Source organism: Streptomyces sp. NPDC087845, from assembly GCF_044742755.1.
Classification (GTDB): Bacteria; Actinomycetota; Actinomycetes; order Streptomycetales; family Streptomycetaceae; genus Streptomyces.
Window position 1 is genome coordinate 1 of sequence record NZ_JBIUVC010000034.1, and the last position, 19,465, is coordinate 19,465.

Genomic DNA, 19,465 nt, shown 5'->3' on the forward strand with positions numbered 1-19,465 from the left:
GAGCGTCGTAGAGCCCACCGTGCCCGCGACGATGCTCGCCCACCAGCGACAGCTCCACCAGCGACCGGACCGGACCATCGGCGCACAACACGGCGGCCGCGAGCTCGAACAACGCATCCGCACGCCTGGTCAGACAGGAATAGAACTCACCCCGGAAGCGTGACAGTTCCGCAAACGGATCCTCCCGGACGACGCGATGCGACAGGCTCATTCCCACGGCCTTCGTGCTGAGTGTTGTGTGTTCCTTGGTCGGATCACATGCTCAGCCGAAGGCCGCCTGCACGTACGGCAGTTACCAGTCCGAGTGATCAAGTACGAGGACTCGTTCGGGCCCCGAGGTTAAAGATCAAGCTTAAGGGCTGTCCCGTATTCCCGGGTGGATCGGCGTGCGGCATCGGATGCGGTGCATCGCAAGGCGGAGGGACTCCCGAATACTGGAAGTATTCGGGCGTTCCGACAACGCGGCGAGGCGCCGTAGCTGCCGTCGCACGCCCGCCAGGGATTACGGGACAGCCCTTAGTCGAGTCCGTGTTCGCTGATGTAGCTCTTGGCCACGGCCCGGGGGAGGCTCTTGTCGATTTCGACCTGCTTCACCAGTGCGGCGAGGTCCTTCGTGGTGAGTTCGGCCGACACGGCGTTGAGCCTGGACTTCACGTCCGGGGACATCTTGGACTTCCGAGCGACGGGCAGGACGTTCTCGGCCGCGACCAGGTGCTTGGGATCGTCGAGCACGACGAAGCCGTTCTGCTTGATCGTGCTCTGCGTCGTGTAGAGGTTCGCGATGTCGATGGCGCCGTCCTTGAGTGCCGCGACCGTGAGGGGGCCTGCTGCGTCGAGCGGCTTGTACTGCTTGAAGTCCAGGCCGTAGACCTGCTTGAGTCCCTTGATCCCGACGAAGCGCGTGCGCAGTTCCGACGCTCCGCCCAGGACGAGCTTGCCGTTGGCCTGCTTCAGGTCCGCGAGGGAGGACAGGCCGTACTTCTCGGCGGTCTCCTTGGTGACGGCGAAGCCGTCCTTGTCCTGGGCCTCGGACGCGTCGAGCACCGTCAGGCCCTTCGGGAGCGCCTTCTTCAGCGCGGTGTTGATCTCGCTGGTGGTTGTCTGTGTGGCGTCTCCGCCCGTGAAGTAGTTGAGCAGTGCCCCGTTGTACTCGGGCAGCATGTCGATCGAGCCGTCCTTCAGTGCGGCCATGGAGACCTCACGGCTGCCGATGTTCAGCTTCGTGGTGGCCGAGACGCCCTTGGCCCGCAGTGCCTGGGCGTAGATCTCCGCGAGGAGGTTGCTCTCGGGGAAGTTGGCCGAGCCTACGACGACGCTGCCGCCGGAGGAGCCCTGCTCCGGCGTGGCGGCGAGGGGGTCGCCGCCGCAGGCGGTCAGCGACAGGGTTGCCGCCAGGGCCGGGACCAGGTGGGTGAGGAAGCGCTTCATGACAGTGCCGTCCTTTCAGAGGCGGGGCTCGGGAGGCCATCGGGGGAGGTCTCGGTGGTGTCGGAAGCAGTCCCGGCACGGGAGGCCCGGCCGGTCAGGCCGTCGGAGACGACCAACCGCTGGACGAGCGCCAGGACGCCGTCGACCGCCAGGGCAAGCGCTGCGACGAGTACGGCTCCGGAGAGCATCTGCGCGTAGTCGAGGGAGGCCAGGCCGTCGACGAGCAGCCGGCCCAGGCCGCCCGGTGCGACGTAGGCCGCGACGGTCGCGGTCGCCACCATTTGCAGCGTCGCGCTGCGGATGCCGCTGATGATGGGCGGTGCGGAGGAGGGGAGCTCCGCCTGCAGTAGGACCTGGAGTTCCTTCATGCCCACCCCGCGCGCTGCGTCGGTGATCGACGGCTCCACGTTCCGGATGCCGGCGTAGGTGGAGGTGAGGATGGGGGGACCGCGAGGATGACGAGGGCGACCAGGACCGGTACCAGGCCGAGTCCCGCGAGGAGGACGGTGAGGGTGAGAAGGCCGAGCGTGGGCAGGGAGCGGGAGGCGTTTCCCAGGGCGATGACCCAGGTGGCGCCCTTGTTGGTGTGTCCGATCAACAGTCCGATGGGCAGTGCGATCACCACGGCGATGAGCAGCGCCAGCCCCGTGTACTCCAGGTGTTCCAGCACACGCATGGGGATGCCGTCCTGTCCCGACCAGTGGGCGGCGTCGGTGAGGTAGGTCCCCAGTTGGCTGAGTATGTTCATCGGACGCTCCCTGCGCGAGCCCAAGGGGTGAGGATCCGCTGGACGAACAGCAGCAGTCCGTCGGCCAGCAGCGTGATCGCGACGGACAGGACCCCGCCGACGACGATCGGGGTGAGGAACCCGAGCTGGAACCCCTGGGTGAACAGCTCTCCGGGACCGCCGGTGCCGATGAGGGCACCGACGCTCACCAGACTGATGGTGGAAACGGGGACGACGCGCACCCCGGATGCGATCACGGGCAGGGTGATGGGCAGCTCGACTTGGAGCAGCTGCCGGTATCGGCGGTAGCCGATCGCGGAGGCGGCCTGCGTGACGTGGTCGGGGACCGACCGGAGCCCGTCGACGACGGAGCGGATCAGCAGGGCCATGGCGTAGAAGGTTCTCGATGGTGCCGGCGTTCTCGCCGATCCAGTCCCACTTCATGTCGCGGGCTCCAGTTGCTCGCGCCGGTCGGCGATGTGCTGCGTGATCTCGGTGGCCGCCACCACGCCGACGGCGGCGCCCTTGTCGTCGATGCGGACGGCCTGGCCGCACGGGGAGGCCAGCGCGGCGTCGAGCGCGCTGCGTACTGAGCCCGCGGCGGTGAAGGTCGCGCCGAGCGGCCTCAGAGACTCACGCTCGACGCCGGTCACCAGCTGCTGGGTGTCGGCCCAGCCGATCGGCAGCCCGTCGGCGTCGGTGGTCAGCAGCCAGCGCTCTGCGGTCCGGTCGGCGATGGCGCGCGCTTCGTCCGCGCCGTCGCCGAGGCGCACGGTGGCGGGGGTTCGCAGCGGCAGATCGCCGGCCGCGACGAAGGACAGGGCGCGGAAGCCGCGGTCGGCGCCGACGAAGCGCTCGACGAACTCGCTCTTCGGCGTGTCCCCACGTGCCGAGCTTGACCACCACGCCGCCGCCAGCGCCGTCCTGAGGGCCTTTCGGGACTGCCTCCCCGCCCAACTGCTCAACGTGCTTCCGGGGCACACCGCGACGAAAGGGGCCGCCTGGTGAGGGAGGCTCTCGTGCTCCGGGCTGTGCCGGCGGGCTCAGTCGGTCGTGTTCGGGCGGTCGGCGGCGGCGACGAGGTCGGCGAAGGTGAGCGGTTCGCCCGGGGCAGGGGCGGGCGCTGGTGCGGACTGCGTGGTCAGGCCGTCGAGGGCAAGGTCGAGATGGCGGTGCAGCAGTGTGCCGTCCGTGTCGAGTCGGGAGAGACCACCGGGCAGGGGGCGGGACAGCCGGATCGACAGGAGGATCAGGTCCCCCGCCCCCACCTCGGGGCGCAGCCGGCCGGATTCGTGCGCCGCGTGGATCAGGTGGTCGAGCGCCCTCGATGTGCGGGTCCGGCTTTCGATCAACTCCTGGTCGACAACGAGCCGTTCGAGCAGCACCGGGATTACCGCGCCCATCCGGAGGCCGGCTGCCGCGTGGACGAAGCGCCGCACCGCGTCGTACGCGTCACCCTCCTCCCGCACCGCCTGGTGGGCCGCGGCCTCAAGGCGTGAGAGCAGGTCACCGGTGAGATCACGCACGAGTGCCTCGCGGTCGGCGTAGCGACGGTAGAGCGTGGCCGGCCCCACACCCGCCCGGCGCACGATCAGGTCCAGCGGGGCGTCCAGGCCCCGCTCCAGGAACACATCGCGGGCGGCATCCAGGATCCGTCGTCTGCTGCGTTCGGCGTCCGCCCGCATGAGATCCACCTTCCATCAATGAAGCGGAGAACTTCTCTCCGCCTATGCTAGCGTGCCGTAGGCGGAGAAAATTTCTCCGCTTCGCTCGAAAGGGGCTTCGCCATGAACACTGGCGCGCTGGATGTCCGCACTGTCATCGACGGTGTCGAGTACGGGGGCGAGGCCGTTCGGCAGTGGGAGCTGGACCGTTCACGTGCGGCGCTCACCCTGCTGAAGCAGCGGATCGGGGACGAGCGGATGCGGGAACTCCTCGCCCCCGATCTCGCCGCGTCAGACGCGGTGATGGCATCGCTTCCGAACGGGTCCGGAGGAGCCTGGCGGTCGGCCGTCACCGAAATGACAGTCGCCGGGATCGACATGGACCGGTTCCTCACCTGGTGGCAGGGCCGGCTCGCGGGCGGTGACCGGTCCGCGCTGCTCTCCGCCAACCCCGAGCACTACCTCGCCGACTCCAGCGGCGGAGTGGTCGAGATCATCGAGACCATAGGATCCGGCCCCCTCCGGTTCTTCCTCACCTTCCACGACGGCGTCGAAATCGCGGACGAGGGCCACGAGGAGTACCCCGTACGCATCGGCGGCACCGGACGCCTCGGCGACGGCGCGGAGATCGCCCGCGTCATGCATGAGTTCGGCGACGGCCCCGAGGGCTTGCGCATCCGTCTGACCATCCAGTTCCCGGCCAACGCCCCTGAGCACGTCTTCGTTGGACATCAGTGGCACTTCGCCTGCGAGTTCACCAACTGGCTGGAAGGTGCGCACGCCCAGGCGTGAGCTCCTTCCGCGCGCAGGCGGGGATCCCCTGGTGATCAGGGGGTCCCCGCCGCCAAGGGGGACCCCGCGCCCCGGGCTCTCCTCGGCGCGGCCCGGCGAACAGCGATCTTCGACAGGATCATGTCCATGGCATTCATAACTCCGGCCGTGCCGGCACAGGCCGACCCGCCCACCACCGCAGAATCCGGCATCCTGCGTCGCGCAGCCTGCGAATTCGGCCTCACCGGCCTTCTGCTGTTCTTCGTCGTCACCGGCGTGCGCTGGCTTATCGCACCCGACTCACCGATCTCCGCCCATGACATCCACTACGCTCTCGCCATCCTTGGCGTCACCATCGGGGTGCTTCTCATGGTGTTCATGATGTCCCCACCCGGCCGGCGGTCCGGCGGACACCTCAACCCCGCCGTCACCATCGCGCTGTGGCGGCTCGGCGCCTTCCCGGCCCGCGCCGTCGTCCCGTACGTCACGGCCCAACTGGCCGGTTCCGTGGGGGGAACGGCGCTCGGCCGACTTGTCTGGGGACCGGCAGTCTCCCGCGTCCCCGTCGGCTACGCGACCGTCCACGCCGACCCGGCATGGGACGCCACCGCGATCCTCACGGCGGAGACCGGAGTCCTCGTCCTGCTGACCATGATGCTCTCCGTGCTCCTGGCACACCCCGCCGGCCGCAGACTGCTCCCCTGCGCGGTGGGGCTCGCCACCGCGGTCATCATCGCGACGTTCGGTCCCCTCAGCGGCGGATCGGCCAACCCGGCACGACAGTTCGGTCCGGCGCTCCTGGCCCAGGACACCTCCCACCTGTGGATCTACCTGCTCGCTCCGGTGCTCGGCGCGGTACTGGGAGCAGCCCCCGTGGCTCTGGTCAAACCCCTGACCGCACAGCGGCCCCGGTGCTGACAGAGAGGGAAACCACCCATCGGCTATCGCTGCGGACCGGAACGCCGGCCCACACCCGTGTCCAGATCACACCGTCGGGGCGGCCGGGGCAGACGCATCTCGTCTGGTCCCGCCTTGGCTTCGAGCATGCTGACAGCGGGCGGGCGGGAGACGAGCGACGTCTATGCCGCGAGCCCCGCCGCGCTATCTGCCAGGCCGGGCAACCTCCTCAGGCACCCCAAACCGTTCATGGAGTTCTTCGGCAAAACGCGTCCGGTAGATGCCGTGGACGATGGCCCAGGGAGACTGGTAGCCCCTGTGCTCCAGGTCCGAGACATCCCCATCCCACGGCACTACGCAGTCTGGAAGCAGCCGCGCACGGCCCAGATACATCTGCGCGGCCTCTTCCAACTGCACTTCTCCTGCGATCACCGAGCTCCACAGACCGCAGCCCTGTCCGACCACCCACATGCACAGATCTTCGGTGCTGTCTTCGGACCAGACGTCCCCATCCACGCTCACGCCTTCCGAAAAGTCGGCCAGCGAATCAGCCGCGGACTCGTACGCGAGCGCAAAGGCTTCAAGAACTTCCCGCGGCTGGGACTCCAACCACAATTCAAGGGCAGACAGGCGCGGTCGTGTCGCTTCCAGGACTTCCCAGAACCAATCAGGAACATGATCCGGTCCCATCTCGGCTCCCGTGTCGATGGCTGCGGTACCCGCCCGACCGTACAACGGGATGGAGTCCCCTGGACACTCCCAGACTTCACCGTCGGCGAATGGCGTTCCATCCGCGTAGTCACGGGCTTACAGTCAGGCACTTACAGGAAGAGGCGGAGTCAGCACTGGCGGGGTGAGGCGCCCGAGCCAGGCAGCGACAGCGGGAGAGCCTCTCGTCGGCACGCACGATCGGGCCCTGACCCAAGGCCGGGTAGTTAGCGTTTTCGCTGGTCACGCAAGCCCGTTGAGGGATTCTCGGCGTGGAGCAACGGAGCTCGTTGGTACAGGCAGTCGTCCAAGACAGCTTGTTCCCGAGGTGGTCCGTTGCCGTTTCATCATGTCCTTTCGGCCCCGGTAGTGGCCATCACCCGTACGGTCACCGTGGCGGCGGGCCGGTTCGCGCCGGGGCATCTGGGCGAGCTGGCAGCCGTCGTGCCGTTTGAGCTGGTCGACGCGGTCCTGGAGGAGACGCGGTCGATACAGCGGCGACTGCGTGATCTCCCGTCGCGGGTCGGGGTGTACCTCCTGCTCGCGATGTGCCTGTTCCCCGAGGTCGGATACCGGTTGGTCTGGGACAAGCTGGCGGCGGGCCTGGACGGGGTTTCGGTGGCCGGTTCGACGCCGAAGGCCCTGCGTGATCTGCGCCGTCGGCTTGGAGCCGCACCGGTTCGGGCACTGTTCGAGGTGCTGGCCGGTCCGCTGGCCCGGCCGACGACACCGGGGGGTGCGATTCGGTCCGTTCCGGACGGTGTCGTTCGACGGGTGCAGTTCACAGAAGGTCGCCGACTCCGAGCGGAACCGCGTCTGGCTGGGGCGGACGTCTCACCACTGCTATCCGACCATGGAGTTGATGACGCTGGTCGAGACCGGGACCAGGGCGCTCATCGGCGCGGTGTTCGGGCCGCCAGCCGGCGGCGAGACCGGTTACGCCTCACGGCTACTGCATCTGCTGCGGCCGGACATGCTGGTCCTGTGGGACAAGGGCTTCGACGGCAACAGCTTCCTCGCTGCCGTGAACGCGACCGGCGCTCAGGTGCTGGGCCGGCTCCGGGCCAACCGCCGCACTCCGGTCCTGACGCGTCTCGGCGACGGCCCGTACCTGTCGGTGATCGGTACGGAGAAAGTCCGTGTCATCGACGCGACCATCACGGTGACCTGCGCGGGCGGGACCGTCTTCACAGGCTCCTACCGGCTGGTCACTACCCTGACCGGCGCCCGCCGCTACCCGGCGGCCGTACTGGCAGGTCTCTACCACCAGCGGTGGGAGCACGAATCGGCGTACTATGCGCTCCGCCACACGATCATGAACGGGCGCGTCCTGCGTTCGGGCGACCCGGCCGGCGTCGAGCAGGAGATGTGGGCCCTGCTCACTCTCTACCAGACCCTGCGGACCGTGATGGTCGAGGCCGCGGAGTCGCTGCCGGGCACCGACCCGGACCGCTGCTGCTTCACCGTCGCCCTCCAGACCGCCCGTGACCAGGTCGTCCAGGCCGCCGCCGTCATCACCGACCCCGTCGATGCCGGTCGTCTCGGACTGATCGGCCACCGGATCCTGACCCGCCTCCTCCCGCCCCGACGCCAGCGGGTCAGCACCCGCAAGGTCAAGTCACCGATGTCCCGCTACAGCACCCGCCACGAGGACGGCAGGCCCGACAACACCCGCACCGTCACCGGTCTCGACATCAACATCCTCGAGCCTCCGGAATCCCACCCTCAGCTCCCCGCCGTCTCCCGCGACGACCGGCACACCGCCCTCGCCAAGCGCCGCCGGCACCGAATCCTGGCCCTGCTCGAGAAGGACCCCGACCGCCTCTGGCGCCCGCGTGACATCGCCTCCCGTTTCGGCGACATCACTATGGAGACCATGTATCGACAGCTCTCCAGATGGGCCGAGACCGGCCTCATCCACAAACTCGGCCCCGGCCTCTATGCCGCCACAACATGGACCCCAACCCCCTGCGTGACCAGCGAAAACGCTAACTACCCGGCCTTGGGTCAAGCCCCCTCCGCCGAAGCAGGCGCCGACCTGGACATCGAGTATCCCGGCGGCGGGATGCCCGCCCAGGCATCAGTTCCGCTGCCCGCCGGCCGCTGGAGGGTCCGAGCCACCCATACAAAGGCGGACGAGGAGAACTGGGCCGGCCTGGTCCAGATCCTGCCCCGCCCGCCCGCCGACTGTGGGGCATGACGACTCCGGTGCCGGGATAGCCGCCGTCGACGGTGGTCACGGTCTTGCCGACGGCGGCCGTGACCACCGGGGCCTGCAGGCTGAAGCCTTCCTCCCGCAGCAGGTCGGCGACGGTGTCGGCACTGACGCCGTGCCCAGACCGGGTCAGCTGCCGCGCAAGCGTGCGGGTGGACTTCGCCGTCCACCTCAGCGGCGACATCGGATCACCCCGCACGTCCGGCTCCACCAGCGCCAACAGTGCCAGCCGCAGACCTGGATCCATATCCGCGACCCGCTTGCGGCCCCCACCCGGACGACGCACCCGCCCCAGAGGCGCCTCGCTGACTCGAGTTCGAACACTCCCTTGCGGACCGTCGTCTCGCTGACTGCGACGGCCCGGACACCGCCGTGTCCCAGTACCCGGGCCTCCGCGCCCATCAACAGTCGCCGCTGCCGCTCGTCCAGATGCGGGAACAACACAGCAGACTTCACAGCAAGTTGGGTACCAGCCTCATCCGGGATACGCATGCCACGCCAACGAGCTTCAGGACGGGAAGCAGGCCCAGCAGTGTCACGGCCCGTTCACCTGCTCAGCAGGGAAGTTGTGTAGTCCTTCAGAGTGCGACCGGCTATCCACCCCTGGGACTCGGCCCTGGACACGTCCAAGACAACGGAGTGGGCCAGTTGGTCCACGGCGTAGCGGGTGAGCGGCGGCTCCGTGCGGCCGAGCAGCCGGGTCAGCGCCTGGGCCGCGCCCGCCGCAGTGTGGGCGACTGGCAACGGGATGTGGCCGATGCGCGCCCGTACGCCGTGGGCGCGCAGGACCGTCCGGATCGCCTCGTCCCGTTGGTATGGCGCCGGGTCGGCGATGTTGTACGTGCCCGGCGGCCAGTCGGCCGCCACGAGGCAGGCGTCGGTGAGGTTCTCGACGGCCGTCAGGCTGAGGTGGACGCTCGGCCCCGGCAGAATGAGCAGTCCGCAGCGGACGCGGGACAGCAGCCGGGGCACCAGGTGCGGGTCCCCGGCGCCGTAGACCGCCCGCGGCCGCAGCACCACGGCGCCCGCGGCGAGCGCCAGCGCCTCGCCGGCGGCCTTGGTGCGGCCGTACGCGTTCAGGTGCCCGCGCACCGGATGGTCCTCGGTGATCCGGGAGCGTCCGGGGCCGGGCGCGTAGACGCTGGCGCTGCTCACCCACACCACCGGCCGGCCGGCGGCCGCCTCCAGCAGCCGCGCTGTGCCGTCGACATTGACGGCGTGCATGGCGGCCTCGGCCTGAGTGCCGGGCACCGGGTCGCCGACGGCCGCCGCGCAGTGCACGACGAGGTCGGCGCCGGACAGGTCCGGCACCTCGCGCGCGGCGTCCCAGAAGATGTGCCGGCCGACCGGGCCGGGGTGTCGTCCGACGCACAGGACATCGGCGCCGCGGGCGGCGGCCGTGGTGGCGGCGTGGGAGCCGCAGAAGCCGCTCGCGCCGGTGACGGCGATCGTGGTCATTGGTTCCCCGGGGATCGGTGGTGGCCTTCGGTCGCCCGGACGGTGAGGGAGCGCCAGCCCGGCAGGGCTGCACCCCGGTCGACGCGGGCGCGCAGGACGGTGGGGCGGTGGGAGGCGAGCGCGGCGAGGGTGTCGTCGAGCTGTGCGCGGGCCAGGCGCGCGCCGGGACAGGTGTGGGTGCCGGTGCCGAAGACGAGGTGGGCCACGGCGGGAGGAGCGGGGTGACGTGCGTCCGGTGGTTCGCCGTGGGCTCGCGCGGCGTGTCGTGCCACCAGGATCAAGCGGTCCCCGGCCCGTACCGGGCAGCCGCCCAGGTCGGTACTGGCTGCTGCCACGCGGGGCAGCAGCGGAGAGGGGGCGATTACCCGCAGCAGTTCGCTCACCAGCGCCGGGCGCAGCCGGTCGTCGGCTGCCTGGTCCCACAACCGGGCATCAGCGCACCAGGCGGCGGCGCGGGGAAGGGCGGCGACGGTGGTGTTGACGGCGGCGACCGCGAGCATCGCCCGCAGGGCCGTGTCCGCTTCCGCGCCGGGCCCGCCGGCCGGGGCGAGCAATGCTTCCAGCCGGGCCGTCGCCGCGGCGGCCGCCCGTGCGGTGCCCGGTGGCCGGGGGCCGGGCAGGTGGTCGCGTACGGCGGCGGCAGCTGCCTCGGCGGCCGCTTTGGCGACGCCTTCCGGGTCGCCGGCGGTGCCCAGGAGCGCGCAGACGGTGGCCCCTGCCAGTTCGCGGGCCAGCAGTACGAGGTCGACGTCGCGGCCCTCGGCGAGGGGGACAAGGCGGCGGGTCAGGACGTCCTGCCACACCGGGCGCAGCCGTTCTACTCCGGCCGCGCCGAGGTCGTCGGCGACCGCGCGCCGCGTGGAACGGTGACCGGTGCCCTCCTGGTCGAACAGCGTGCCGCCCGTGGACAGTTCCCGGGCGGCGCCGCCGGTGGTGCCGGCGGCGGTGCGGTCCAGCGGGATGCGGGTGAGGGCCTGCCGGTACGGCTCAGTGCCGTGCACCAGCACCGCGCCGCCGATGCGGGCGACCGCCCGGCGGCGGGTGGCGGCGAGGAGGGCGAACAGCACGGGGTGGGAGCGGGTGTACACGCGCCGGTCGCGGCGCCGGGCGCGGGTCATTGCGGAGGATGGTCGGTGTGTCAACGGACGTGTACCTTTCTCGGATCGGCGGGGCGGTAGCGGCGGTCCCAGCACCACCGCAGGGTCCGGCGGGCACCCCAAGCCCGCAGGCGGCGCAGGCTGGTGTGGACCACCATCCGCTCGGCCCGTGCGATCCGGTCGCTGTGCTCGCGCGCCCGGTTGAGGAGGACGACGTCCTCAGGCGGTCCCTCCAGCGGGGTGCGGGGCGTGCCCCCGCAGCGCAGGTACAGCGCAGCGGTGATGGCGAGGTTGTGCCCGTGACACAGCACGTAGGGCGCGCGGTAGCAGGGGTGTCGGTGCTCCGTGCGGTAGCGCCCGTACAGTGCGGTGGCCCGTACCACGGCCGGAAGCAGGTAGCGCTCGGCGAGCGAGGGGTCCTCGTCGCGGCGCGGAAGGCTGCGGCCGCAGGCCATCTCCGTCCCGCGGGCGAACTCCCTGCGCGCCGCGGCGATCCAGTCGGCGGCGGGCAGGCAGTCGGCGTCCGTGCGAACGAGCAGTTCGGCGCCGCGCGCGACGGCGTACCGGAAGCCGGTGTCGGCGGCGGCACCGGTGCCCCGTTCCTCCTCGTGGACGAGGTGCACGGGGAAGGGTGCGGTGGCGGCGAAGCGGCGCACGATGTTGGCGGTCGCGTCGGTGGAGGCGTTGTCGACGACGGCCAGGGCGAAGCCGGTGTCGGTCTGGGAGGCGAGAGCGGTGAGGGTGGCCCTGATCCCGGCCTCCTCGTTGTAGGCGGGCACCACTATCCACAGCGGCTCCACACTGCCTGGCGCGGTCATCCCCGCCTCCGTTCGGTCAGGTGCCGGGCGGCGAGGCGGGCGGTGGCTGCGCGGTCGGGCTTCAGGGAGCGGCCGGACAGCGGGATGCCGGCGAGCAGCACCGCGTCCGGCCGGGCGGAGCCCATGCGTTCCAGCGGTCCGGCCAGGGCGGCCCGCAGTGTGTCACGGTCTGCCCCGGGGCGCGGCTGTACGACGGCGACCAGGCGCTCGTCGCCGTCGCCCGTCGGTACGCCCACGAGCAGCGCCAGTTCGACGCCCGGTACGTGCAACGACGGCTCGTACAGCCCCGGGTAGATGTTCTCCGCGTGCCGCAGGACCATGTCCTTGCGGCGGCCCTCCAGCACGATCCGGCCGGCGTCGAGGCGCGCTTGGTCGCCGGTGGCGATCCACATGTCCGATTCCTCACCCAGGTAGCGGTCCCGCGCGGCGGGGCCGGACAGCAGCAGCTCACCGGACGCGTCGGTCTTGGCCACCACCCCGGGAAGGGGCGCGCCGACCAGGTCCCCCTCGCCGGTGAAGGCGGCCTTGTCGGCCTGCTCGACCGCCGAGCCGGGGAACAGCTCGGTCAGCGCGTAGACGCCCCACGCCTCCTCGGCACCCGCGCGCTTGACGCGGGTGAGGAGGTCGGCGCTGGCTGGAGCCGATCCGGTCCACACGCGCCCGGAGAGCCGGCCGCCCTCCGCCAGCAGCCGCCGGAGCTGCGGCGGTGTCAGGTAGGTGGCCTGCGGGGCGAGTCGGCGCAGCTGCCGGGCCAGCACGCGCGGGGAACGGGCGGGCAGTGCGACCGGCGCTCCGCTCGCGAGGGACGGTACGAGGACGAAGAAGGTGCCGCCGAGGACGGGCCGCCCGGCCTCGGGTCGTACCAGCTCGGCCACCGTGGTCATGCCGGCGGCGAGCGAGGAGCGGGTGTGCACGACCGCGCGGGGCTGTGATGTGGTGCCCGAGGTGAACACGATGACCGCGTCGCTGTCATCATCCGACGGGGGCGGCAGCGGTATGGCCTGGACGCCGATGTCCAGGGCGGGGGCGCAGCCGGGCAGCCGTGGCCCGACCGTGGCCACCGGGCCCAGCTCCGCGAGGTCCGGCAGGGCCAGGTGGGCCCGGCGGGCGAGCGGCCGGGCCCATCCGGCGACCGCCTGGGCGGTGGCGTCGGCGAGGACGATGTCGGGACGGGCCAGGGCGAGCCGGGCGCGCAGCACGTCCGGCCCGGCGCCCGGATCGAGCACCGCGGCCCGTGCGCCGAGCCGGTGCGCGGCGAGCATCACGGCCAGGGCCCGGGGCCCGGGCCGGACGGCGACGCCGACGGTGCTGCCGCGTCCGGTGCCTCGTGCGTGCAGGGCGGCCGTGTAGCGGTCGGCGAGGTCGGCCAGGTCCCCGAAGGTCGCCTTGGTGCGTACGGCCCCGGTGCGGGTGGTGCTAAGGACAGCGGGCCGGTCGGGGTGGCGCCGTAGGGTGTGGGCGAGGGTTTCGAGCATCAGCGCGGGTCCTCCCCGTGACGGCCCGGACCCTTGTCGAGGTACCAGAGGGCGGTGCCGACGAGGCCGTAGGCGCGCAGCCGGCGGGTGGAGTTCTCCACGACCATGTTGCGGGCGTGGACGATGGCGGTGGTGTGGCGGCGCACCCGGTTCAGGAAGAGGCGATCGGTGGGGGAAGGGCAGCGCGGCATTCCGCCGACGGCTTCGTACAGCGTCGCGGTGACGGCCATGTTGTTGCCGGCGTGCATCCGGTAGGGGGCGAGGTAGCCGTGGCGGCGGTGGTGGGCGGGGCGTATCCGGCCGAAGAACGCGGCGATGCGGACCAGCGCGCGGAAGGCGGCCCGCCCGAGCGGCCCGTGCTCGTCGCGGCGTGCGTCGATGCGTCCGCACACCAGACCCGCGCCGCGCTGCAGGGCGTCGCGGGCGCCGGCCGTCCAGCCGGGGTGCGGCAGGCAGTCGGCGTCGGTGCGGGCCAGCAGCGTCGCGCCGCGCTCGATCGCGTACCGGAAGCCGGTGTCCACCGCGCAGCCCACACCCTTCTCCGGTTCGCTGAGGACATGCACCGGGAAGGGCGCCCAGCGGGCGAAGTCGCATGCGACTGCGGCGGTGCCGTCGCTGGAGGCGTTGTCCACGACGACGAGGGTGAAGTCACGGTCGCGTTGGCCCGCCAGCGCGTCCAGCGTGGCGGCGATGCGCGCGGCCTCCTGGTGCGCGGGCACCACGACCCACAGGGCCCTCATGCCTTCTCCCACACTATGGTCATGATGCTCACGCCGCCGCCCAGGCCCACGAACAGGACGCGGTCACCGGTCTGCAGTGCGTCGTGGACGCGGTCGAGCTGCACGCCGAGCGTGGCACTGGCCATGTTGCCGAGCTCGGGCACCGTGACGACGAGCCGGTCCCGGGGGACGCCGGTGAGCTCTACGAACCGCTCCAGGTACGGCATGGTGACCTGGTGCACCAGGATGTGCCGGAAGTCGCTCCACGCCAGTCCGGTGCGCTGCCGCATCCGGTCGAGCACCGACGTACCGACCTTTTCGAACACCTCGCGCAGCTCGCCGCCGTCACCGTGGAAGTACGTGTGCTCGTCCCCGCGGGGGTGGCGCGAACCGCCGCCGAAGATGCCTCCGACCGCCCAGTGCTCGGAGTGCGTCTCGGTGTCCACGTCGAGGATGCCGCCCCGCTCCACCGCCTCCAGGACGACCGCGGCTCCCGCGTCGCCGAAGGTGTAGCCGGCAAACCCGTCCCGGAGTTGATCGGAACCGGACGGCTCGTGCCGCACCGCACGGCTCGGGGTCTCCCCGGTGACGACCAGGGCCCGGCGGGCGCGACCGGCGAGGATCATGGCCCGCGCCGTGTCGATGCCGTTGACGAAGCTGTTGCACGCGTTGGTCACGTCCAATGCGTGCGCCCGGGAGTCCAGTTCGGCCTGGACGATGTGGGCGGTCGCCGGTTCGACCACGTCCCGGGTGGCGGAGGCGAACACCAGCAGGTCCACGTCGTACGGGGCGAGCCCGGCCCTGTCCAGCGCGATACGGGCAGCCCTTACCGCGAGCGTCGAGGCGTACTCACCATCCGCCACAGCCCGGCGCGAAGCGATGCCGGTGACCCTCTCCAGCATCCGTGCTGGCAGGGGAAGTTTAGAGGCCGCGGTGATCCGCTCCTGCAACTGTCGCGACGTCACTTCGCGCTCCGGCAGGCAGGAGGCCACCGCAGTGATGCCCGCCCGGCGCATGGAGCCGCGAGCAGCGTGGTCTATGTGCATGGGCTGGACGCTATGGGCGGATCAGGACAGCCTGCCTGAGTGCTGGTACTCAACTGGCGTGGGTGATCGGCCCCTGCAGAAAGCGTCGGTGAGGCTGGCGTAGGTGTCCTCGTCCTCGCGGCCGGGCCGGTAGAGCTTGGCGGTGTTGATCTGCTTGATGCGCGGCAGCAGGTTGTAGCCCAGGAGCCGGGTCAGTCCGAAGCCGATTTCCGACTGGCCGTGCGAATCGACGCAGTTGCCTTCGGCCTTCATGGCGGTGGCGCGCCGCATGATGCCCAGCGAACGGCCAGCAGCGTGCCGGGCGCGCGCGTCAGGCCGAGCTCTTCGCGGACCTCGCGCTCGCAGGCCTGCGCGAGGCTCTCCCCGCCCTCGGCACCCCCGCCGGGGAGCAGCCACTCCTCACGGTAGGTGGGTTTGACCAGCAGCACGCGGCCGAGCTGGTCGGTGAACAGCGCTGCTGCGCCCAACCACTGTGCCGCCCCTGGACCACACCCTGATCCCGGTCACCGCGTACTACACCGACAGGGTCCGGGACCTGAGCAACCTGGCGTCCTGAGGCTGCCCGCATCCCTGCGGGTTCTGCAGCGAGCCGAAGACCAGCCTGCACCGCTGGAAAGGGCTGCCGCCGAAGCGAGTCGTCGACCAGGTCGAGGTGCTGTGGAGGACCTACGCACCGGACCAGATCAGCCCGATGGACCCGAACTTCTTTGTGACATCCCACGAGTTCTCCGAACCTCCGCTGAGCACTTTGACCCTGTGGTCAGGGGGTTCTTCCTTCGTCGGAGGTTCGACTGCCTACTGACGTAACTTCGGGATTCCTGATTCGCTGTCGCGTTGCCCGAGCGATCTGTGCTCTGGGTGAAGGCGAGGGCCGACGCACCTCGGTGTCGTGACTGGGGGTGATCTCCTGCGTGACGAAGGAAGCGGATGCGGGTGCGGGCGTTGACGAAGCCCATGCGTGGGACGCGCGGTTGGGCTGGGCGTTCGGGCTGAGAGCCGACGATCCTGCCGAACGGGCTGCGGCGCTGGTCCGTCTTGCCGATGTCCAGGGGAACGTGCGGGATACTCTTGGTCGGTTCAATGAGTTGTGGCGCTTGAGGCTGCCGCTCGGCGGACAGGCGCAGTGGCGGGATCCGGCCTTCCTGCAGGCACATGAGATGTACGTCGAAGCGGGGAGGTATACGCTGCCCAACGCGTTGTGGAACCGCCCGCCCGGGGACATCAGGACATGGCAGGGTCTGTCCCATGCCCTTCTCTTCCTGGGATGGGGAGCAAGGTATCCGCAGGAGTGGGCCCGGCATGCCAAGGAGTGGGGCACGAAACAGAGCCTCATACGGGACGTGGCGGTCGCTGACCACGGCGAGACGGTCGGGACGAAGCTCACCGACCTGGTCGAGATCGTTGTTCAAAGGGCCTGCCGCTGCAAGGACTGCGAGTACCTGCGCGTTGCTCGAGCGATCGACAGTGAGGACCTGCGCGGCAGGCTGAAACTGCCGCTCGGTCCGAGAAGATGGTATGTAACCCTTTGTTCGGTTCGCCGTTGTGTGTGGATGAGGCGCAGTGATCAGTGGTTTGGGGCGTGGCCGATACCGGGTGCCGAGCGACGTAACTCAGTGGGCGGGAACCGGCTCCGACGACGGCCGCCACTCCCGCCTGATCAGCCCGTAGACCCACGAGTCAGAGACCTCGCCGTTGACTACGCAGTCCTCCCGCAACGTCCCTTCACGCGCGAAGCCGAGCTTCTCCAGCACGCGGGCAGATGCCACGTTGCGCGTATCGGTCTCAGCTTGGACGCGATTTAGCTCCAGCGTGTCGAATGCCCACCGCAGCAAAGCGCGCGCGGCCTCGGTCGCGTAGCCGTGGCCCCACGCTGCATCGTCGAAGCAGTAGCCAAGCGACGCGCTGCGGTAGTCCGGATTCCACCTGTTCAGGCTGCACCAGCCGATGAACGCCCCGTCGGAGACACGATCCACGGCCAGCCGCGCCCCGGTGCCCTCCTGTGCCATCTGTCGGCAAGCCGTGATGAACTTTTCGGCGCGCACGCGTTCGCTCCACGGTGGCGCGTCCCAGTAGCGCAGCACGCAGGCGCTGCTGTGCAGTGCGAAGAGGTCGTTCGCATCCGCGTCTTCGAATGCACGCAGTCGAAGGCGAGCGGTGTGCAACGAGGGGACGGGCAGCGACATACTCATGTTCCCTCCCCTGATCGGTGGCCGGTCAATCAGACATCCGATGCGGGTCACTCGCAATGGGTTTTCTCGGCGGGCTGGCAGAACGACGTGTCCGCTCATCGGCGCGACCGAGCGTCTCTCCGTGTGGTTGGGAGCGGACCGCGACCGCGTACCCGAGCTCGGGGGTGCGGCAGGTGCGCCGCAGGTGGCGGGTGCCGTAGACCTCGTCGGCCGCGAAGAACGCGGCCCGTATCCCGCCGGCCACCGCCCGCGTGAGCAGGGCCGCGGCGAGTTCGGGCTTGGTGGCGAGGCACACTTCCTCGGGAGCGCCGGCCAGCTCACGGCGTTCCTCGTCCCCGGCACAGTCCCTGGGCAGGTACAGAGCCCGGCCGGTCACCATGGGGCCGCGGCCGGTGGCGAAGGTGGGGTGGACGGCGACCTGGCACATCCCGACCCCGCCCAGCGTGCCGGAGTACTGCGGGCCGGCGCCGACCGCGTCCGTGGAAGACTTCTCGTCCCCGGTCTCCTCCGCGATCGGCACACCGTCACCGTCGTCCAGCACTTCCACGGCCCAGGCCGCAGTCCGCTCCAAGGCGCGCTCCTGGTCCCAGACCGCGCGGGAGAGCAGGTCCTGCAACCGGTGCGGACCCCGATGGCCGATCGCCTCGGCCGGCGTCCAGCAGTTCACGTCCTCCAACTCCATCAGCAGGCCCTGGGCCATCTCCCGGAACGTCCCGCGGCTCTCCCGCCGCGGGAAGCAGCCGGCCACCCGGCCCATCAGGCCCTCGCACCGCTCCAGGTACTGCCCGCCGCGCCACTGTGACAGCGGCCGCCGCTCCCTGATGGGTCATGCCTCGTCATGATCGCGACAGCCATCATCATCTCCGAACCCGGCCCCCACCTCGCCGACCAGCGCCACCCCACCCAGATCACGAACTACAGCTGCCGTGAGAACACGGAAACCCTGCTCAGCAACCAGAAAGCGCTGCTCGTGCCGACACCGTAGGCGAGGTGGGCGGTCAGATCATCACCCAGCGTCTTGGCGTCGTATGCCCAGATGGGTCTGTAGAGTCCCGCGATCGGAAGCAACACGTATCCGCTGAGCCACACGAGCGCACCGTACGGGAGCCCGTAGAGGACGTGGGGCTTGCGCAGCGAGGCGCTGACGACGCCGTAGAAGGCCGCGTTGCCCACTCCATAGGTCCAGTGCATGAACGTGCTGACGGGGAACGCCGCACTGTCCGGCAGCTCGCGCAGGGTGAAGGCCTCGGCCAGGCGCCTTCCGGCCTGCCCGGGATCCGGCGCCTCCTGCCAGGTGCGGACCGGGGCGAACTCCCAGTGCAGGGCGTTGTGTTCGCCGCCGGCCCGGCGCTGGCGCAGGAACCGCACGCTGTCCATGCAGACGGTGCCGATCACTCCCGCCGCCAGACCCGCACCGACAGCGCCGAGCGGAGCCAGCTGCTTGCGAGTGCGCATAGGCCGATCACTCCCGATCCCGGTACTTTCAGAAGCCGGCGCTCTGGCCGCCGTCGACGTGCAGGATCTCGCCGGTGACGAACGAGGCCTGTTCGAGGTACATGATCGCCTCGACGACGTCGTCGATCTCGCCCATCCGCCCGAGCGGGTGCAGCGCGGCGAGCGTGCCGCCCGGGTCGTCCGGGTGCATCGGAGTGCGGATGACGCCGAGCGAGACGGCGTTGGCGCGGATGCGGCGCGCCGCGTATTCGATGGCCAGCTCCTTCGTCGCCGCGACCAGGCCGCCTTTGGTCAGCGAGGCGAGCGCCGCGGGTATGCGCGCGTTGGCGCGGTCGACCAGCGACGTCGACACGCACAGGACGTGCCCGCCGTCGCCGCCTGCGAGCATCGCGGGGATGGCGCTGCGCGTGACGTCGAAGAAGCCGCGCAGGTTGACGCCGGTCACCAGGTCGTAGTCGGCGTCGGTGTAGTCGGTGAATGGTTTCTCCCGGTAGACGCCGGCGTTGTTCACCAGCGTGTCGACCCGGCCGAAGCGGTCCAGCGCCTGCTCGACGATCTGCGCACCGGTACCGGGCCGGCTCAGGTCGCCGGGCACGGCGAGTACGTCCGGATCGTGCGACGAGGGGATGGACCGGGCGGTCACGACGACGGCGTACCCCCGCCTGCGGTACGCGTCGGCGACGGCCGCGCCGATGCCTTGTGAAGCACCGGTGACGATTGCCACCTTCTTCTCCGAGCTCATGGGTATGTCCAAGCTGAGGTTCTCGCGCTGGAAGTCTCCGGCTCACGGCGGGCCAC

At 70.5% G+C, this 19,465-nt stretch carries 23 protein-coding genes and 2 pseudogenes; 4 read left to right on the plus strand and 21 right to left on the minus strand.

Annotated elements, in window-relative coordinates; all coding sequences use genetic code 11:
- The 7 genes from ACIOMQ_RS40160 to ACIOMQ_RS40190 form a co-directional block, all read right to left on the minus strand.
- Positions 1–211, minus strand: a 211-nt coding sequence (locus ACIOMQ_RS40160) for a transposase (RefSeq protein WP_402192662.1), incomplete at its 3' end; no start/stop codon positions are given.
- 305 nt (positions 212–516) lie between these two features.
- Positions 517–1,428 (minus strand): ABC transporter substrate-binding protein, encoded by a 912-nt coding sequence (locus tag ACIOMQ_RS40165; protein ID WP_402192664.1) that lies wholly within the window; start codon positions 1,426–1,428, stop codon positions 517–519.
- Positions 1,425–1,835 carry an ABC transporter permease subunit gene (locus ACIOMQ_RS40170; protein ID WP_402192666.1) on the minus strand — a complete coding sequence of 137 codons (411 nt, stop codon included), beginning with the start codon at positions 1,833–1,835 and terminating at the stop codon, positions 1,425–1,427. Before ACIOMQ_RS40170 ends, ACIOMQ_RS40165 begins: the two co-directional genes overlap by 4 nt.
- A complete protein-coding gene (locus tag ACIOMQ_RS40175; RefSeq protein WP_402192669.1) occupies positions 1,793–2,176 on the minus strand; it encodes a hypothetical protein in 384 nt (127 codons plus the stop codon). Before ACIOMQ_RS40175 ends, ACIOMQ_RS40170 begins: the two co-directional genes overlap by 43 nt.
- On the minus strand, positions 2,173–2,544 hold the full coding sequence (locus ACIOMQ_RS40180; protein WP_402192672.1) for an ABC transporter permease: 372 nt from the start codon (positions 2,542–2,544) through the stop codon (positions 2,173–2,175). The genes ACIOMQ_RS40175 and ACIOMQ_RS40180 overlap by 4 nt, the downstream gene beginning before the upstream one ends.
- A gap of 51 nt (positions 2,545–2,595) precedes the next feature.
- Positions 2,596–3,120, minus strand: coding sequence for a hypothetical protein (locus ACIOMQ_RS40185; protein ID WP_402192674.1), 525 nt, complete (start codon positions 3,118–3,120; stop codon positions 2,596–2,598).
- Between the two features lie 78 nt (positions 3,121–3,198).
- Positions 3,199–3,840 carry a TetR/AcrR family transcriptional regulator gene (locus ACIOMQ_RS40190; RefSeq protein ID WP_401270384.1) on the minus strand — a complete coding sequence of 214 codons (642 nt, stop codon included), beginning with the start codon at positions 3,838–3,840 and terminating at the stop codon, positions 3,199–3,201.
- 102 nt (positions 3,841–3,942) lie between these two features.
- On the opposite strand from ACIOMQ_RS40190, the gene ACIOMQ_RS40195 reads away from it, so the two are divergent.
- Both ACIOMQ_RS40195 and ACIOMQ_RS40200 read left to right on the plus strand, forming a co-directional pair.
- On the plus strand, positions 3,943–4,611 hold the full coding sequence (locus tag ACIOMQ_RS40195; RefSeq protein ID WP_402129078.1) for a hypothetical protein: 669 nt from the start codon (positions 3,943–3,945) through the stop codon (positions 4,609–4,611).
- Between the two features lie 126 nt (positions 4,612–4,737).
- Positions 4,738–5,508 (plus strand): MIP/aquaporin family protein, encoded by a 771-nt coding sequence (locus tag ACIOMQ_RS40200; RefSeq protein WP_402192678.1) that lies wholly within the window; start codon positions 4,738–4,740, stop codon positions 5,506–5,508.
- A gap of 183 nt (positions 5,509–5,691) precedes the next feature.
- On the opposite strand, the gene ACIOMQ_RS40205 is transcribed toward ACIOMQ_RS40200, so the two are convergent.
- Positions 5,692–6,177, minus strand: coding sequence for a hypothetical protein (locus tag ACIOMQ_RS40205; protein ID WP_362210908.1), 486 nt, complete (start codon positions 6,175–6,177; stop codon positions 5,692–5,694).
- Between the two features lie 462 nt (positions 6,178–6,639).
- On the opposite strand from ACIOMQ_RS40205, the pseudogene ACIOMQ_RS40210 reads away from it, so the two are divergent.
- Together ACIOMQ_RS40210 and ACIOMQ_RS40215 are read left to right on the plus strand one after the other, a co-directional pair.
- Positions 6,640–6,831, plus strand: a pseudogene (locus tag ACIOMQ_RS40210) (transposase domain-containing protein); the annotation flags it as partial.
- Positions 6,832–6,955: 124 nt separating this feature from the next.
- Positions 6,956–8,395: a transposase gene (locus ACIOMQ_RS40215; protein ID WP_402192681.1), complete on the plus strand. Its 1,440-nt coding sequence runs from the start codon at positions 6,956–6,958 to the stop codon at positions 8,393–8,395.
- Between the two features lie 58 nt (positions 8,396–8,453).
- On the opposite strand, the pseudogene ACIOMQ_RS40220 reads toward ACIOMQ_RS40215, so the two are convergent.
- From ACIOMQ_RS40220 to ACIOMQ_RS40280, 13 genes and pseudogenes are all read right to left on the minus strand, one after another.
- Positions 8,454–8,902 (minus strand): annotated as a pseudogene (locus ACIOMQ_RS40220) (ISAzo13 family transposase); the annotation flags it as partial.
- Positions 8,903–8,956: 54 nt separating this feature from the next.
- Positions 8,957–9,868, minus strand: a complete 912-nt coding sequence (locus ACIOMQ_RS40225; protein ID WP_401759731.1) for an NAD-dependent epimerase/dehydratase family protein — start codon at positions 9,866–9,868, stop codon at positions 8,957–8,959.
- Complete coding sequence (locus ACIOMQ_RS40230) at positions 9,865–10,986, minus strand: cytochrome P450 (RefSeq protein WP_402192683.1); 1,122 nt, start codon at positions 10,984–10,986, stop codon at positions 9,865–9,867. The genes ACIOMQ_RS40225 and ACIOMQ_RS40230 overlap by 4 nt, the downstream gene beginning before the upstream one ends.
- A gap of 20 nt (positions 10,987–11,006) precedes the next feature.
- Positions 11,007–11,783, minus strand: coding sequence for a glycosyltransferase (locus ACIOMQ_RS40235; protein ID WP_402192685.1), 777 nt, complete (start codon positions 11,781–11,783; stop codon positions 11,007–11,009).
- The gene (locus ACIOMQ_RS40240; protein WP_402192687.1) at positions 11,780–13,258 is read right to left on the minus strand and encodes a class I adenylate-forming enzyme family protein; all 1,479 of its coding nucleotides are present in this window, start codon (positions 13,256–13,258) and stop codon (positions 11,780–11,782) included. The genes ACIOMQ_RS40235 and ACIOMQ_RS40240 overlap by 4 nt, the downstream gene beginning before the upstream one ends.
- Entirely contained in the window at positions 13,258–13,998 is a 741-nt protein-coding gene (locus ACIOMQ_RS40245; protein ID WP_402192689.1) for a glycosyltransferase family 2 protein, read from the minus strand. The genes ACIOMQ_RS40240 and ACIOMQ_RS40245 overlap by 1 nt, the downstream gene beginning before the upstream one ends.
- Positions 13,995–15,023, minus strand: coding sequence for a 3-oxoacyl-ACP synthase III family protein (locus ACIOMQ_RS40250; RefSeq protein ID WP_402192691.1), 1,029 nt, complete (start codon positions 15,021–15,023; stop codon positions 13,995–13,997). The genes ACIOMQ_RS40245 and ACIOMQ_RS40250 overlap by 4 nt, the downstream gene beginning before the upstream one ends.
- 21 nt (positions 15,024–15,044) lie before the next feature.
- Positions 15,045–15,293 carry a Tn3 family transposase gene (locus ACIOMQ_RS40255; RefSeq protein ID WP_402192694.1) on the minus strand — a complete coding sequence of 83 codons (249 nt, stop codon included), beginning with the start codon at positions 15,291–15,293 and terminating at the stop codon, positions 15,045–15,047.
- Positions 15,272–15,490: an NUDIX domain-containing protein gene (locus ACIOMQ_RS40260; protein WP_401270416.1), complete on the minus strand. Its 219-nt coding sequence runs from the start codon at positions 15,488–15,490 to the stop codon at positions 15,272–15,274. Before ACIOMQ_RS40260 ends, ACIOMQ_RS40255 begins: the two co-directional genes overlap by 22 nt.
- Positions 15,491–16,633: 1,143 nt before the next feature.
- Complete coding sequence (locus ACIOMQ_RS40265; protein WP_362210941.1) at positions 16,634–17,206, minus strand: GNAT family protein; 573 nt, start codon at positions 17,204–17,206, stop codon at positions 16,634–16,636.
- A gap of 31 nt (positions 17,207–17,237) precedes the next feature.
- A complete protein-coding gene (locus ACIOMQ_RS40270) occupies positions 17,238–17,912 on the minus strand; it encodes a transposase (RefSeq protein ID WP_402192697.1) in 675 nt (224 codons plus the stop codon).
- 215 nt (positions 17,913–18,127) lie between these two features.
- Positions 18,128–18,667: a hypothetical protein gene (locus ACIOMQ_RS40275; RefSeq protein ID WP_401943757.1), complete on the minus strand. Its 540-nt coding sequence runs from the start codon at positions 18,665–18,667 to the stop codon at positions 18,128–18,130.
- 28 nt (positions 18,668–18,695) lie between these two features.
- On the minus strand, positions 18,696–19,409 hold the full coding sequence (locus ACIOMQ_RS40280) for an SDR family oxidoreductase (RefSeq protein WP_362210867.1): 714 nt from the start codon (positions 19,407–19,409) through the stop codon (positions 18,696–18,698).
- Positions 19,410–19,465 lie beyond the last annotated feature (56 nt).

Bases quoted from the DNA above. Each gene is read 5' to 3' on its own strand.
- ACIOMQ_RS40165 (WP_402192664.1), bottom strand. From the start codon at position 1,428: ATGAAGCGCTTCCTCACCCACCTGGTCCCGGCCCTGGCGGCAACCCTG.
- ACIOMQ_RS40175 (WP_402192669.1), bottom strand. From the start codon at position 2,176: ATGAACATACTCAGCCAACTGGGGACCTACCTCACCGACGCCGCCCAC.
- ACIOMQ_RS40180 (WP_402192672.1), bottom strand. From the start codon at position 2,544: ATGGCCCTGCTGATCCGCTCCGTCGTCGACGGGCTCCGGTCGGTCCCC.
- ACIOMQ_RS40190 (WP_401270384.1), bottom strand. From the start codon at position 3,840: ATGCGGGCGGACGCCGAACGCAGCAGACGACGGATCCTGGATGCCGCC.
- ACIOMQ_RS40195 (WP_402129078.1), top strand. From the start codon at position 3,943: ATGAACACTGGCGCGCTGGATGTCCGCACTGTCATCGACGGTGTCGAG.
- ACIOMQ_RS40200 (WP_402192678.1), top strand. From the start codon at position 4,738: ATGGCATTCATAACTCCGGCCGTGCCGGCACAGGCCGACCCGCCCACC.
- ACIOMQ_RS40205 (WP_362210908.1), bottom strand. From the start codon at position 6,177: ATGGGACCGGATCATGTTCCTGATTGGTTCTGGGAAGTCCTGGAAGCG.
- ACIOMQ_RS40225 (WP_401759731.1), bottom strand. From the start codon at position 9,868: ATGACCACGATCGCCGTCACCGGCGCGAGCGGCTTCTGCGGCTCCCAC.
- ACIOMQ_RS40230 (WP_402192683.1), bottom strand. From the start codon at position 10,986: ATGACCCGCGCCCGGCGCCGCGACCGGCGCGTGTACACCCGCTCCCAC.
- ACIOMQ_RS40235 (WP_402192685.1), bottom strand. From the start codon at position 11,783: ATGACCGCGCCAGGCAGTGTGGAGCCGCTGTGGATAGTGGTGCCCGCC.
- ACIOMQ_RS40240 (WP_402192687.1), bottom strand. From the start codon at position 13,258: ATGCTCGAAACCCTCGCCCACACCCTACGGCGCCACCCCGACCGGCCC.
- ACIOMQ_RS40245 (WP_402192689.1), bottom strand. From the start codon at position 13,998: ATGAGGGCCCTGTGGGTCGTGGTGCCCGCGCACCAGGAGGCCGCGCGC.
- ACIOMQ_RS40250 (WP_402192691.1), bottom strand. From the start codon at position 15,023: ATGCACATAGACCACGCTGCTCGCGGCTCCATGCGCCGGGCGGGCATC.
- ACIOMQ_RS40255 (WP_402192694.1), bottom strand. From the start codon at position 15,293: ATGCGGCGCGCCACCGCCATGAAGGCCGAAGGCAACTGCGTCGATTCG.
- ACIOMQ_RS40265 (WP_362210941.1), bottom strand. From the start codon at position 17,206: ATGTCGCTGCCCGTCCCCTCGTTGCACACCGCTCGCCTTCGACTGCGT.
- ACIOMQ_RS40270 (WP_402192697.1), bottom strand. From the start codon at position 17,912: ATGGCCCAGGGCCTGCTGATGGAGTTGGAGGACGTGAACTGCTGGACG.
- ACIOMQ_RS40275 (WP_401943757.1), bottom strand. From the start codon at position 18,667: ATGCGCACTCGCAAGCAGCTGGCTCCGCTCGGCGCTGTCGGTGCGGGT.
- ACIOMQ_RS40280 (WP_362210867.1), bottom strand. From the start codon at position 19,409: ATGAGCTCGGAGAAGAAGGTGGCAATCGTCACCGGTGCTTCACAAGGC.